The organism is Microbulbifer maximicatervae (SeqCode) (assembly GCF_052466985.1).
Genome location: NZ_CP174298.1, coordinates 45,463 through 59,853, shown reverse-complemented (window position 1 = coordinate 59,853; position 14,391 = coordinate 45,463). Strand labels below are relative to the sequence as shown.

At 50.8% G+C, this 14,391-nt stretch carries 8 protein-coding genes and 1 tRNA gene; 3 read left to right on the top strand and 6 right to left on the bottom strand.

From position 1 onward, the window contains the following. Positions 1-163 precede the first annotated feature (163 nt). Together guaA and guaB are read right to left on the bottom strand one after the other, a co-directional pair. Positions 164-1,741 (bottom strand): glutamine-hydrolyzing GMP synthase, encoded by a 1,578-nt coding sequence (gene guaA / locus ACJJI3_RS00245; protein WP_444914393.1) that lies wholly within the window; start codon positions 1,739-1,741, stop codon positions 164-166. A gap of 100 nt (positions 1,742-1,841) precedes the next feature. Beyond that, positions 1,842-3,329, bottom strand: a complete 1,488-nt coding sequence (guaB, locus tag ACJJI3_RS00240) for an IMP dehydrogenase (protein WP_282933710.1) — start codon at positions 3,327-3,329, stop codon at positions 1,842-1,844. Positions 3,330-3,503: 174 nt separating this feature from the next. Here guaB and xseA point away from each other — a divergent pair, with 174 nt between their 5' ends. Next, positions 3,504-4,856 carry an exodeoxyribonuclease VII large subunit gene (gene xseA, locus ACJJI3_RS00235; protein WP_444941084.1) on the top strand — a complete coding sequence of 451 codons (1,353 nt, stop codon included), beginning with the start codon at positions 3,504-3,506 and terminating at the stop codon, positions 4,854-4,856. A 73-nt stretch (positions 4,857-4,929) separates the two neighbouring features. Continuing rightward, positions 4,930-7,230 (top strand): transporter substrate-binding domain-containing protein, encoded by a 2,301-nt coding sequence (locus ACJJI3_RS00230; protein ID WP_444907620.1) that lies wholly within the window; start codon positions 4,930-4,932, stop codon positions 7,228-7,230. A 14-nt stretch (positions 7,231-7,244) separates the two neighbouring features. Here the strand turns inward: ACJJI3_RS00230 and ACJJI3_RS00225 are convergent, their stop codons facing one another. The 3 genes from ACJJI3_RS00225 to ftsH form a co-directional block, all read right to left on the bottom strand. Beyond that, positions 7,245-8,222 carry an NAD(P)H-quinone oxidoreductase gene (locus ACJJI3_RS00225; protein ID WP_444907619.1) on the bottom strand — a complete coding sequence of 326 codons (978 nt, stop codon included), beginning with the start codon at positions 8,220-8,222 and terminating at the stop codon, positions 7,245-7,247. A gap of 204 nt (positions 8,223-8,426) precedes the next feature. Further along, the gene (locus ACJJI3_RS00220) at positions 8,427-10,724 is read right to left on the bottom strand and encodes a TonB-dependent receptor (RefSeq protein WP_444907618.1); all 2,298 of its coding nucleotides are present in this window, start codon (positions 10,722-10,724) and stop codon (positions 8,427-8,429) included. Between the two features lie 588 nt (positions 10,725-11,312). Then, the gene (gene ftsH / locus ACJJI3_RS00215; RefSeq protein ID WP_444941083.1) at positions 11,313-13,286 is read right to left on the bottom strand and encodes an ATP-dependent zinc metalloprotease FtsH; all 1,974 of its coding nucleotides are present in this window, start codon (positions 13,284-13,286) and stop codon (positions 11,313-11,315) included. A gap of 366 nt (positions 13,287-13,652) precedes the next feature. Here ftsH and ACJJI3_RS00210 point away from each other — a divergent pair. Beyond that, positions 13,653-13,729, top strand: a tRNA-Arg gene (locus ACJJI3_RS00210). Between the two features lie 216 nt (positions 13,730-13,945). Here the strand turns inward: ACJJI3_RS00210 and ACJJI3_RS00205 are convergent. Further along, positions 13,946-14,083 carry a hypothetical protein gene (locus ACJJI3_RS00205; protein WP_444941082.1) on the bottom strand — a complete coding sequence of 46 codons (138 nt, stop codon included), beginning with the start codon at positions 14,081-14,083 and terminating at the stop codon, positions 13,946-13,948. Positions 14,084-14,391 lie beyond the last annotated feature (308 nt).

The following is a 14,391-nucleotide window of genomic DNA, read 5'->3' as shown; positions in this document are numbered from 1 at the left end:
CGCTCAAAAAATCAACGAGTTAGAGAAAACTTAGCTAAGCGTTTAGCGACAATCCGTACCAATTAAAGATCGAATAGAGAGAAGGGGCCGTTGTGGAAAATGAGACGCGAAGCCCAAAACAAAAAAAGAAAGGGGTGCTAAGCACCCCCTCTCGATTCTGCAGTTACTCCCACTCAATTGTCGCGGGAGGCTTGCTGGAAACGTCGTAGACCACACGAGAGATGTGCTCTATCTCATTGATAATACGGTTGGAGACCTTCTCAATCAGCTCATAGGGGAGATGCGCCCAGCGCGCTGTCATAAAGTCCACGGTCTCTACCGCGCGAAGAGCAACCACGTATTCATATCGACGGCCATCACCGACAACACCCACAGATTTTACTGGAAGGAATACGGCAAAGGCCTGACTGGTTTTGTGATACCAATCGGCGTTGTGCAGCTCCTCGATAAAGATCGCATCCGCCTCTCTCAGAATATCGGCATATTCCCGCTTTACCTCACCGAGAATCCGCACGCCCAAACCCGGTCCCGGGAAGGGGTGACGGTAAACCATGTCGTAAGGCAGGCCCAGCTCCAGACCGATCTTACGAACCTCGTCTTTGAACAGTTCACGCAGGGGCTCTACCAGCTCAAACTGCATATCCTCCGGTAAACCGCCCACATTGTGGTGAGACTTAATCACATGTGCCTTGCCGGTTTTTGCGGCGGCAGACTCAATAACGTCTGGGTAGATAGTGCCCTGAGCCAGGAATTTCACCTCCTGTAACTTGGAAGCTTCGCGATCAAAAATCTCAATAAAGGTATTACCAATGATTTTGCGCTTGGCCTCAGGGTCTTTTTCACCTTGGAGGCGCCCAAGGAAATCCTCTTCCGCATCAGAACGGATAACGCGGACGCCCATATTGTCGGCGAACATCTGCATTACCTGGTCGCCTTCATTTTTACGCAGAAGGCCATTATCTACAAATACGCAGGTCAGCTGATCGCCAATAGCCTTGTGCAGCAAAGCGGCTACCACAGAGCTGTCGACACCACCGGATAAACCGAGCAGCACCTTGCCCTCGCCCACCTGATCGCGGACTTTAGCAATAGAGTCTTCAATAATGTTCGCGGGAGTCCAGAGCTTCTCACACCCGCAAATATCAATCACAAAGTGCTCATAAATACGCATGCCTTGCAGGGTATGAGTCACTTCCGGGTGGAACTGTACACCGAAGAAATTCTTCTCAGCGTTGTACATACCGGCAATTGGGCAGGAATCAGTGGAAGCCAGCAGTTCAAAGCCCTCAGGCATCGCCACTACCTTGTCGCCGTGACTCATCCAAACATCCAGTAGGGAACTGCCATCATCAGCGATATGATCTTTGATATCGCTCAACAGGTTGGATTGGCCTTCAACTTTTACCTGGGCATAGCCGAATTCGCGAATATCGCTACCCTGTACGGTACCTCCAAGCTGATGGGCCATGGTCTGCATGCCATAGCAAATGCCCAGTACCGGCACGCCCAGGTTATAAACCGCTTCCGGCGCACGCGGGGAGCCCTCCTCCGGTACCGACTCGGGGCCGCCGGCGAGAATAATGCCCTTGGGCTGATACTCACGAATTTCCTCTTCGGTCATATCGAAAGCGCGAATTTCAGAAAATACGCCCAGCTCGCGAACACGGCGGGCAATCAATTGTGTGTACTGGGACCCGAAGTCGAGAATGAGTATTCGGCTGGAATGGATATCTTGGCTCATGACTTACTCGATAACTGGATTAAATAACAGCAAACGGACCTTAAAGGTCCGTTTGCTGCTTGTTCCGTCTAAATTTTTTCACCTGGAGAAGGTCGAAGGCTTAGCGTCGGCCCACCGGGTAGTTGGGGGCTTCTTTGGTAATTTGAACGTCGTGGACATGGGACTCACCCATACCGGCTGCCGTGACCCGCACAAACTCAGGACGAGTGCGCATGGTCTCGATATCGACACTGCCGGTGTAACCCATGGCTGAACGCAAACCACCCATCATCTGGTGAACAATGGCTGACAGCGGACCTTTATAAGGCACTCGACCTTCGATACCTTCCGGTACCAGTTTTTCAGCGCCCTTGCTCGCATCCTGGAAATAGCGATCGGAAGAACCCTGGGTGCGAGACATAGCACCGAGAGAACCCATCCCACGATAGGACTTGTAAGTACGGCCCTGATAGAGCTCAACTTCGCCCGGCGCCTCTTCGGTACCAGCGAACATGGAACCCATCATGACTGATGAGGCGCCGGCAACAATTGCCTTGGAGATATCGCCGGAGTAACGGATACCACCGTCGGCGATCATGGGCACACCAAATTCTTTAAGGGCTGTGGCAACCTCTGCAATTGCCGTCACCTGGGGTACGCCGATACCCGTTACGATACGGGTGGTACAGATAGAACCGGGGCCGATACCCACTTTAACCGCATCCGCACCGGCCTCAACCAGTGCACGCGCTGCGTCAGCCGTAGCGATGTTGCCACCGATCACATCCACCTGGGGGTGCATTTCCTTAATGCGGCGCACGCGCTCGATCACGTTGCGGGAGTGGCCGTGGGCGGTATCTACTACCAGCACATCAACGCCGGCTTCTACCAATGCAGCTACGCGATCATCGGTGTCCGGGCTGGTGCCCACAGACGCGCCCACACGCAGGCGACCATCGGAATCCTTACAGGAGTTCGGGTACTGCTCTGCTTTGTTAAAGTCTTTAACAGTGATCAGGCCGCGCAACTCAAAGTTGTCGTTAACCACCAGTACCTTTTCGATACGGTGCTTATGCAGCAGTTCGCGTACTTCGTCGGGGCTCGCATCTTCGTGGGCCGTCACCAGACGCTCTTTCGGCGTCATGATGCTGGCGACACTGACGTCGAGATCAGTCAAGAAGCGAACGTCGCGGCTGGTGACGATACCTACCAAATCGCCACGATCCATTACCGGTACACCGGAAATATTGTGGTGACTGGTCAGCGCGATCAACTCGCGCACAGTGGCATCGGACTCAATAGTAATAGGGTCTTTTACAACACCGGCTTCAAACTTCTTCACCGCGCGAACGGCAAGAGCTTGCTCTTCTATCGACATACTCTTGTGAATAATGCCGATACCCCCTTCCTGGGCCAACGCAATGGCCAGGCGAGCTTCCGTCACTGTATCCATAGCAGCGGACACAATGGGGATGTTCAGGGTAATGTTGCGGGAGAGTTGGGTTTTTAAACTCACATCCTTGGCCGTGACCTCGGAATATCCGGGCACAAGTAGGACGTCGTCAAAAGTGAGGGCTTCGCGCGCGATGCGCAGATTGGATTCAGACATTGTTGACACTCAAACCTCGAATAGGCGGGATTGGGTATCGGCGCGATTATACCTCTACGCGCCCAAAGCGCAAACATCAATTTGCAGAAAAACGGATTTGTACGGTAAAGCTCTTTACCTATAAGGGCGATACTGCAATATTGCTCCGCCCAATACGCCCGACGAGATTCACCGATGCAGACAATTCCCCCTAGTCAAAATGCCAAGCGCAGCGTGCTGTCGGTAAGTGACCTGAATCGGGAAGTTAAACATCTTCTGGAAAGCAGTGTGCCCCTTCTATGGATCAGTGGGGAGATTTCCAATTTTTCCATACCCAGCTCCGGGCACTGGTATTTTAGCCTTAAAGATGCGCGGGCCCAGGTGCGCTGCGCCATGTTTCGCGGTCGCAATCGCAGTGTCGCCTTTCGGCCGCAAAATGGTCGCGAGGTTTTAATCAGGGCCAGGGTGAGCCTGTACGAAGGGCGCGGAGAATTTCAGTTAATCGTTGAGCATATGGAGGAGGCCGGCTTTGGCGCCCTGATGCGCCAGCTGGAACAGCTCAAAGCAAAACTGAATGCTGAGGGCCTGTTCGAAACAAGCAGAAAACGCTCTCTTCCGTTTTTGCCAACCAATATCGGCATTGTCACTTCGCCGACAGGCGCGGCAATACGGGATATGATTCACGTATTGGGCAGGAGACACCCTTCTGCACAAATTGAAATCTGGCCCGTAGCCGTTCAAGGTCAGGATGCCGCTCAGCAAATCGCAGCAGCGATTGAAAAAGCGGGCCGCAGTGGTCGCCACGATTTATTAATTGTCGGTCGCGGCGGAGGTTCCCTGGAAGACCTGTGGTCTTTTAATGAAGAAATTGTCGCCCGCGCACTGGCCGCAAGCCCTATTCCCACTATTTCTGCAGTCGGCCACGAAACCGATACGACTATTGCAGATTTAGCCGCAGACCTGCGCGCACCCACCCCCTCTGCCGCGGCGGAAATAGCCAGCGCCAATGCTGCAGAAATTTTACAGCGGCTTGACCAGGTCCAGCGCAGATTGCACCGCGCCATGGACAACCAGCTAAAACATTTATCTCAACAGGTTCAATTGCGACGCAACCGTTTGCGCCATCCCAAGGAGCAGCTCCTCAACCAAGCCCAGCGCCTGGATCATTTGGAGATGCGCCTGGTAGCAGCTTGCCAACAACAAATCCAAAGTCGCAAATCCCAATTGGATTCCGCCTCCAGAGCTTTTGCCCACAACCTACCGACACGCCGACTCGACAACAGTCGAAAGCAGTTAATCCAACTCAAGGGAAACCTAGAGCGTGCGATACAACTGATATTACAGCGCGGCAGCGACAAACTTTCCCACGGGGCCCAATTACTACAAAACATCAGTCCTCTGGCAGTATTGCAGCGAGGCTATGCCATTGTTCTGGATTCAGAAAATCGCGCAATTCGCGATAGTTCAGAACTGGATACCGACCAGCAAGTCCATATTAAGCTGGCCAAAGGGAACTTCACTGCAAAAGTTAATACCATCGAAAACTGATTTCTTTAACAATTAAAGAGCGCAAATCAAGCGACACTATAATGGTTGAGGTAGAGTGCCTTCGGAGCAATATATGGATAGTGAATCTACTGCTATCCACCTCAACCAGTGGACCTTGATACTACTTTCAGTACTACTGCTTGCCCTTGCAGCCTGCACGGAACCAGAGCGTGATTCTGGAGTAGCCGAATCAGTCACCATGTCAGCTGCCGAAGCGCAGGATGCCGACAAGCGATCAGGGCAACTGCCTGAAGTAACCCCCGCTAAAGAACAGCAAGTCAACTACATCGAAACCGGTGACCTTAGGGACATAAGAAAACACGGCACAATTCGGTTCGTTAATTTAACCGGCGCTTCCGAGGACCTGCTACCTCGTGACGATGTGGTGAGTCTCCGTCACTTCGAACTTGCCAACAAACTGGCCAAACAGTTAAAGCTGGAACCCAAGTGGATAAAAGCTGAAACGCCCGATGATGCGGTGCAAATGCTGATCGATGGCCAGGCAGATGTAATCGCCTATAACCTGACTGTCACTGACGCCCGTGAAGAAATTATTGACTTCACGGTTCCTCTTCGCCATTCGCGGTTAGTACTCGTCACTGGTCCTGAGGGTCCAGATATTTCAGATGCGAGCAAATTAAAGGACCTGGAATTTATTATCCCCGCCGGCTCCTCTATTAAAGAAACTGCAGAGCAACTTGTTGCCGAAAATCCAAACTCAAACCTAACTATTCGAGAAATTGATATTAATGGTAACCGAGATACGCTGTTGGATATCATTAATGGCCAAAAGAACCGTGTTGCTATTTTGGAAGATTTTTCAGCCCAGGATTTGCGCAATTACCGCGATGACATGCGGATTGGTGCAGACGTATCTGAAGTACAAAATATTGCCTGGGGCGTACGCAAAGATTCCAAACGCCTACATACCACTCTCGATAATTTTTTGACCCGCAACCTGGTTAAATCCCAGGAAGAACGCATTACCGATTGGAAGGGTATTAAAAAATCGGGAGTAATCAGGCTACTCACTTATAACGGGCCGACAACCTATTTCTTATGGAAAGGGGTATTAATGGGGTTTGACTACGACCTGGCCCAGGCTTTTGCCAATAAGCACAAACTCCAACTCCAGGTTATTGTTGTCCCCTACGAAGAAGACCTTGCCGACTGGCTGAGGGCAGGCCGCGGTGACTTTGCCGGGGCCGAACTCAATATTACCAGTGCCCGTGAAGACCAGGGCATGGTCTTCACCAAGCCCTATGTCGAATCCACAGACCAGATTGTCAGTGGTAAAGGCAGCCCTCCCATCACCCAGATTCAGGATCTGAATGGTCGCAAGTTAACCCTGCGCGCCTACTCGTCATTTATTGAAACCGCTGAAACACTGAAAGAAGCAGGTATTGATGTCGATATTCGTGTGGCGCCGCCAGATATTTCCCAGTCACAAATCTTCTCACTAATCGCCGACGGACTGGTAGATGCGACCATATCCCACTCCGGTCGAGCCAAGATTGAGGCATCCGTTCAGCCACAACTGGTACTCGGAACCCTTATCGGTGACCCGCGTCCACAGGGCTGGATGGTATTAAGACAAAATTGGCACCTGCTACAGAACTTGAATAAGTTTTTGAAAAATTACAGAAAAACGAGCCAATATCAAAAACAATACCAGGCTTATTTTGAGCCGAACAAACGATTTACCCAGCGAGTAAGTTCCCGGGTAATACCGGGAGAAAACCTCTCTCCTTACGATGAGTTGGTGAAGGAATCCGCCTTTAAATACGATTTTGATTGGCGCATGATCGTCGCGCAGATGTGGCAGGAAAGCAATTTCAACCCTAAAGCCGTATCTCCAGTTGGCGCGCAGGGATTGATGCAGGTAATGCCTGCCACAGCCGAGGAAATGGGATTTCCTCCGCCGCTGTTCGAACCTGAAAGAGGTATTAAAGCGGGGGTAAAATATATGGATTGGGTGCGCGATCGCTTTAATCCCGCTTTGCCAACCGTAAATAAACTCTGGTTTACTCTCGCTTCCTACAATGCAGGATACGGCCACTTACTCGATGCCCAGCGGCTGGCTAAAGAACTGGGACTGGATCCCAATGTGTGGTTCGACAATGTGGAAGTCGCCATGCTGAAACTAGCCCAGCCCCAGTACTTTAAACGGGCTAGATACGGCTATGTGAGAGGCTCCGAGCCCGTGCAGTATGTACGCAATATCAGCAATCTATACAAAGCCTATGTGGAAATGATGAGCGATGATGTGACAGTCCGCCCACCTCTACAGCGCCTGCCCGGCAAAATCTATTGTGAACCCGGGGATGTGCCTGAGGGCGTTATTCAGCGGATGCCCACTTACTCCTCGCCCTAGGCAGCCACAAGCCATCACAAGGTTAAAACAATTTTTCCGGTGATAGTGCCAGACTCCAGTAAGTTATGGGCCTCAACCGCCTGCTGCAGAGGAAACTCAGCGGCTAGTTGCGGCCATACTTTACCCGCTTCAATTAGCGGCCAAACCTTCTGTTCCAGCGATTCCGCAATACCGGCTTTCACTTCTGGCGAGCGTGCCCTCAAAGTTGAGCCAGTCAATGTAAGTCGTTTCAACATCACCGGCATCATATTTACCTCTACTTTAGCGCCAGCCAGGTAGGCAATATTCACAATTCTGCCGTCGTTAGCGGCCACACGAATATTGCTATTGATATAGCTACCGCCCACCATATCCAAGATAACATCAGCTCCGTGATCATCTGTCATCTCGCGCACAACGGAGACAAAATCTTCATCCCGATAGTTAATCGCCTTCTCCGCTCCCAAAGCCACACAGGCTGCGCATTTATCTTCTGTTCCCGCAGTAGTGAAAACCCGGGCTCCCAATTGATGGGCCAGCTGGATCGCCGTGGTACCAATGCCAGAGGAACCACCATGGATTAAAATCACCTCGCCCGGCTTTAAACCAGCGCGGTCAAATACATTAGTCCATACGGTGAAAAAAGTTTCCGGCAATGCAGCTGCCTCAATAAGACTAAGGCCTGCGGGAACCGGGAGGCATTGCCCTTCTGGAGCTACTGCAAACTCTGCGTAGCCTCCACCATTGGTCAGGGCACAAACTTTATCTCCCACCTGCCAGCGCACAACTTTTTCCCCGACTTCAACAACCTCACCAGCCACTTCCAATCCCAATACCGGCGATGCCCCGGGAGGTGCCGGATAATGCCCTTGGCGCTGCACAATATCAGGGCGATTAACCCCAGCTGCGGCTACACGGATAAGGACTTCGTCTGCTCCGGGAGCAGGCTTATTCATCTCCTGCAATTGCATAACTTCAGGCCCACCAAATGTAGGCAGATCAATAAACCGCATATTTTTCCCCTTTATAGGTTCACTTTTATTGCCACGCTAACAAAACAAGAGTATCAAAAATCATCAAGCAGTTTTTATTCAACACGCAACCCAATAAAAAACGGCCAGCCCCATCACAACTTTCAATTGTGAAAAGGAACTGGCCGTTTCGAAGTCTGCTGGCTTAAAAATTACTTTCTCTAAGCAGCAAGTTCTCAGCCGGGATTAGAGTTCGTAAATAAACTCAACCCCCATAACACGACCTTTATTCAGCGGGGTAAAGCTGGCACCGATACCACCAAGGGTAACTGGTAGCTGTGTGTCATTACCCTCAGTAACTTCATCAAGCATATTTTTACCGAATACAGAAACTGTATATTGGCCGCTATCCGCAGTATAACCAATACTAAAGTCCACCATTTCCACTTCAGACAGCATGCCTCTGTTGTCATCCGTATACGGTGCTTCATCGCGATGATTGTAGTTAATGCGGGAGGTGATTGTTCCGTAGGAACCCAGAGACAAATCGTGCACTAACCCTATACCATAAGTCCATGGCGCCAGGCGTGGGATCTCGAGACCCAGGTCTTCATCATCCACAAGGCCGTCACCATTCAGGTCACCGAGTACCTTATCGTAATCGCCATCTACATAGCCCACGTTGAAGGTAAACAGCAGGTTTTCACTGAGCGCAGCCATGGTCTCCAGTTCAGCACCACGAATTGTCGCATCTGCGGTGTTTCGAATGATTTGCGCCACACCGGTCACTGCGTCAGCGAGATTCTCCTCCCGCTGCATATCATCAATCGTGTTGTGGAATACCGCCATATTGGTACGAACACGGCCATCGAGCCAGTCTACCTTGGCCCCAATTTCGAAGCTGCTTTGCTCTTCCTGGTCCGTTGCCTGCGGGGTATAAGGCATTGCTGTGGTCGGATCTATACCTGCGTTGCGGAAGTTGTACCCTCCACTGCGGAAACCCTTGGTCCAGAATGTATAGAGCTGCGTCTCGTCTGAAACAGTCCACTGCAAGCCAACTTTGGGAGTGAAGGCATTCCAGCTTTCGCTATCTTCAAAGTCGTAGGCAGCACAGCCGTCCAGTGTGCAGAGATTCAGGGGAATAGAGGCAATCTTCGCGTCTTTCTCCTCACTCGAGTAGCGTCCACCCAGGGTCAACACCCAGGCCTCGTTCAGATCGATATCAGCCTGGGTAAAGAATCCATAAGTGCTGTGATCCTGCACACCACCACCGGTCCAATCGATAATGCCGCCCTCACCGTCGGCCAGCAAACGATTTTCCAGGTAGGTTACATCCTGAGAGAACCAATAGGCACCGGCAGTGATGGCCGTGCGGCCGAAACGGCCGGCATAGCGCAACTCGTTACTCAACTGGCTCTGATCCACGCTTGAGTCCGCATGGAAACCAACAAAAGGCAGGGAATCAATATCCCCTAAGCCCCGAGCCTCATATTCACGCCAAGCCAGGATATTTGTGATAGTGCCATCACCGAACTCAACATCTTTATTGAACTCAGTAATGATCTGGGACCACTCGTCTTTTTGATAACCCTCTTCGTCCTGGGCCACCTCAAAAGAATCTTCACTGTTGTCCCAATCAGGAATACCGAAAGCCTCAGCAATCTGGGTTGCACTCGGGTAGGCAACAAAACCGTCATCAGTGGTAACTATATAAGGTTCATTACCACGGTTTTGCGCAACCACTCCATCGGAGTCCATGCGGCCGTGCTCCATCCGCACAAGCAGCTCTGCCGTTTCATTGAGTTGAACACTAAAGCTTGGGCGAATAAACCAGCTGTCAGAGGCACCGGCATTATCATTGCCGGTGGCAACATTTTCGAACCAGCCACGGTCATCGTTGTAGTAAACGGTCAGACGGCCGTTAACATCGTCAGAGATGGCACCATTAATTGAACCCGCAGTCACCACATCCAGATTATCCGTTGTGGACACTTTGACGCGAGCAGAGAATTCATCAGTTGGGCGCGCTGTTTTAACTACGACAGCACCACCGGTAACATTACGACCAAATAGCAGGCCCTGCGGACCACGGAGAACTTCGATACCCTCCAGGTCAAACACATCGGTAACAACACCCGCATTCACACCGAGGTACATACCATCGACAAAGACCCCTACTGTGGGATCAATTGATGGAATAGAGCTATTCACTCCAAGACCGCGCACAGTGAAGTTTGCCGTATTTTTTACGGTACCCACATCCTCCAGCTGGACGTTGGGCATTTTGAAAGAAAGGCTTTGTAAATCCCTGGTTTGCAGAGCCTCCAGTTGGTCACCGGAATAGGCGGTTGCCGCTACCGGAACATCCTGAAGTAATTCTGCGTCTGCACGCTTACGGGCTGTTACCTGCACTTCTTCCATAAGGGTGCCGACTGCTCCCTCTGCGGCATAACTGGGGCTAATACCACTGGCTAACCAAAGAGTTGCTACGGAACAGGCGGAAAGCAGAGCAGAGTGCTGCTTGGGTTTTGACGGACTTCCCATGTTTTCTCTCCATTGTTTTATTTTTTTTATGTACAACAACGGACTTATCGCAATCGGTACTGCCTGGCTCCACCGCTCTACCTCTATAAAGAGGCTCCGACTAAGTGAAGCTCCGATTCAAGACCGCGCTGATAAAGAGGCACAGATTTCGTAGTGAATCTGTGACATGGACAGGTTACAGGCTCACAACCGTGTGTGGAAGTCTATTTAACGTAAATGTCTGTAAAAATAACTCAATTAGTCTGGAAAGTTCTTTCAACTTGAAGAAAAAAATTAAAGGGAATGGAAAAAATAAAATTATGCACTGTTTAAGGGCGATACCCTAAGTTGCCCTTTTACATAGAAAATTGATTATTTTCAAAAAAGCCAATGACAATATGTATCTAAACCACCCCAAAAACACAAAACTTTTTGTCTATTTTAAATTGATGCGCCCTCAGCTCTTTTAGATCAACCTGAAAGTGCCCTTCGATATTTCAGGTTATCGGCAATTCAAAACTAATAAACTCAATTAACCTGGTACTTTTAAATACATTAAATTTGACCAGTGGGTCCGCCTGAAAAATAAATTTCCATTAAAGCCAGGAGCTATTTCGGCACAATAGATGTGTCATCACCACCCGCAGCCACATGGGAAAGTATTTCATTTATTTCCGCTGCATCGAGGGTTTCTTTTTCCAAAAGAGCCCCAGCCAATGCATCCAATTTCTTGCGATTTTTTGTCAGCAACTGATCTACTTTCATCTCAATACCGCTGATCAAAGCAATAATTTCGTCATCAATAATCTCTGAGGTGTGTTCGCTGAAGTCCTTCTGCTGGGCCATCTCGCGCCCCAGGAATATATGCTCCTCTCCCCGGCGGAAAGCAACGGGGCCTAATTTTTCACTCATCCCCCAGTGCGTCACCATGTGACGGGCCAGTCGCGTCGCCTGCTTTAAATCTGCCTCAGCACCAGTGCTCACCTCCTTGAACACCACCCGCTCAGCAACCCTCCCCCCAAGCATTACGCCGATACGATCGCGGAGATAACTGACCTGCATACTGTGATGTTCTTCGGTGGGAATCTGCTCGGTAGCGCCGAGACTGTGCCCCCTGGGAATAATAGTCGCCTTCTCCAAGGGGTCTGCATTCGGCAATAGCGTTGCTACCAGCGCATGTCCCGCTTCGTGGTAGGCGATAATCCGCTTGTCCTCCTCACTGATAACCATTTCGCGCTCGCCACCGAGAACCACTTTATCCCTCGCCCTCAATAAACAATCCATATCCACCGCAGACTTATCTTCTCGCCCCGCCAACAGCGCAGCCTCATTTATCAGATTTTCCAGATCTGCGCCGGCAAAACCTGCAGTCAGAGCCGCGAGCCGCTCCAGATCCACCTTGCCGTGCAATGGGACATCGCGGGAATGAATCTCAAGAATTTCCTTGCGTGCGGCCTTATCTGGAAGGTCCAGAGTAATTTTTCGGTCAAAGCGCCCCGGTCTTAGCAGTGCCGCATCGAGAACGTCGGGCCTGTTGGTTGCCGCAACCACCACCACCGCCTCCTGGGGATCAAAGCCATCCATCTCACCAAGGATCTGATTGAGCGTCTGCTCCCGCTCATCGTGTCCGCCACCAACACCCGTTCCCCGCGCCCGGCCGACGGAGTCAATCTCATCGATAAAGATAATTGAAGGAGCATCTTTCTTGGCTTCGGCAAACATATCCCGCACACGGGAAGCACCCACTCCTACAAACATCTCAATAAACTCAGAGCCACTAATACTGAAAAATGGCGCTTCACTCTCACCGGCCAGCGCTTTCGCCATCAGGGTTTTGCCAGTGCCGGGAGGGCCCATCAATAAAATGCCCCGGGGGATCTTCGCTCCGAGCTTGCGATAGTGCTCCGGGTTCTTAAGGTACCCCGCCACTTCTTGCAGGTCCTTCTTCGCATTTGCCAACCCGGCCACATCATCGAAAGTCACTTGAGACTCACTGCGCTCAAACCGCTTTGCTGGTGATCGAGCAAAACCGAAGGGACTGCCGGGAGCTCCACTGGCCATCTTTTCCTGCATTCGCCGCCCCATCCAAACCAGGAGCCCAATAATCAGTATCCAGGGCAGAAGCAGAATCAACATCCGCTGCATAAAGCCCCCTCCCGGAGACTCTGCCAGGATTTCCACCTTCTCCTTTTCCAGAAGGGGTAGCAGTTCGGGGTCTTGAACGGAAGGTAAAATGGTTGTGAAGTGCTCCGGCGGTGGAGCCTTTTTTTCTTTCTCGCCAGTGCTTGACGCCGGCAGCTTGCCCGCCTCCGGCTTAAAAGTGCCGCTGACTCTATCCCCCTCGATAACCACGCTGGCAACTTTGCCTTCGGCGACCTCTTTCTTAAAGTCACTATAAGCTAACTCAGTCCGCTTGCCAGAAAGCTGTCCGTTAGTGCAGTACTGTACAGTCAGTATTAAAAGGAAAATCCACAGGAAGTACTGAAGCCAATTCAGCGGCCCTTGCGGAACCGGCTTTCCCGGTGGCGGTGAAGGAGACTCCCCCTGCGGCAGCTTTCGCTCTTGGTCCTGCTCGTCCGCCATATATTCTCACTATATCTCTGGAGAAGCCTGCCGCCGGAAGATAGGCCGGACCTGGCAATGGGCAATGGAAAAGGTGCGAATCATCGGAATCCCGGTAGAGTAATGAGTATAGTTCGCCGCCAATCACACCGAGGAATTTAATGCCTCGCCCCAAGATCACTGGCGCAATTGGTACCCAAGGCAGTATTTTTCAAAGTAAGGCTTGCAAATTGAGGAAAGGCACGGCAGAATTCGCGCCCTGTTGAGACTGGTCGACCGCTCCCAGAGGGGCCCAGAAACTCGATAAGTTGCGGATTTTTAAGGATTTTTTCCAAAAAGAGGTTGACGGCAACGAATCAACTCTCTATAGTTCGCACCCATAACGACGCGCTCGTAGCTCAGCTGGATAGAGTACCTGGCTACGAACCAGGCGGTCGGAGGTTCGAATCCTCCCGAGCGCGCCATACAAAGAAAAGGGCTTACGTTTCACGACGTAAGCCCTTTTTTGTTGTGGCTAAAATTAAACCGGGCAATCATTCAAAACCTACGCATTCAACCAACCCCTTTTTATGCCCCTCGGTCGTGCCCGATTGATACCTTAACCAGCCCCTCCACTATCAACCCCTAACCCCCCATATTGGTATTGGCGCAAACTCTTTATTGGCGGACATTAGTTGTCCTCAGCGCCAATCAAAAATTTTCCACCCCAGCTGTCCATCAAGAACAACAATTGCCACATCGCCATTAACCGGTGTTAATGAGCGATCAACAATGGGAGCATCGCGATCGAAGATACCACCCCCCTCTGAAGCCACCATCAAAAACCTATTTAGTAACGCAGAATTTAGTTGGGTTTCAATTATCAAAATACTATGATTTACACAAGAATATAGAGATAGCTAAACGACAAAAGCGGAAACACTTGAGAACCGCCTGCACACGACATTAGATCGTGAGTTAATCACAGGGGCATAGCTAAATCTAAAGCCTCCACAAGCTTCAAAAATGGAAACGGGACGCAACATATCCCGGTTGATTTACTTCTTTAAGATGTGAGACTACAGGGATTAGCCTGACCGAAGTGTATGGGGCTGAATTGCATTATCGCTTTTTTATAACACCATTC

Bases quoted from the DNA above. Each gene is read 5' to 3' on its own strand.
- ACJJI3_RS00220 (WP_444907618.1), bottom strand. From the start codon at position 10,724: ATGGGAAGTCCGTCAAAACCCAAGCAGCACTCTGCTCTGCTTTCCGCC.
- xseA (WP_444941084.1), top strand. From the start codon at position 3,504: ATGCAGACAATTCCCCCTAGTCAAAATGCCAAGCGCAGCGTGCTGTCG.
- ACJJI3_RS00205 (WP_444941082.1), bottom strand. From the start codon at position 14,083: ATGGTGGCTTCAGAGGGGGGTGGTATCTTCGATCGCGATGCTCCCATT.
- guaA (WP_444914393.1), bottom strand. From the start codon at position 1,741: ATGAGCCAAGATATCCATTCCAGCCGAATACTCATTCTCGACTTCGGG.
- ACJJI3_RS00225 (WP_444907619.1), bottom strand. From the start codon at position 8,222: ATGCGGTTTATTGATCTGCCTACATTTGGTGGGCCTGAAGTTATGCAA.
- ftsH (WP_444941083.1), bottom strand. From the start codon at position 13,286: ATGGCGGACGAGCAGGACCAAGAGCGAAAGCTGCCGCAGGGGGAGTCT.
- guaB (WP_282933710.1), bottom strand. From the start codon at position 3,329: ATGTCTGAATCCAATCTGCGCATCGCGCGCGAAGCCCTCACTTTTGAC.
- ACJJI3_RS00230 (WP_444907620.1), top strand. From the start codon at position 4,930: ATGGATAGTGAATCTACTGCTATCCACCTCAACCAGTGGACCTTGATA.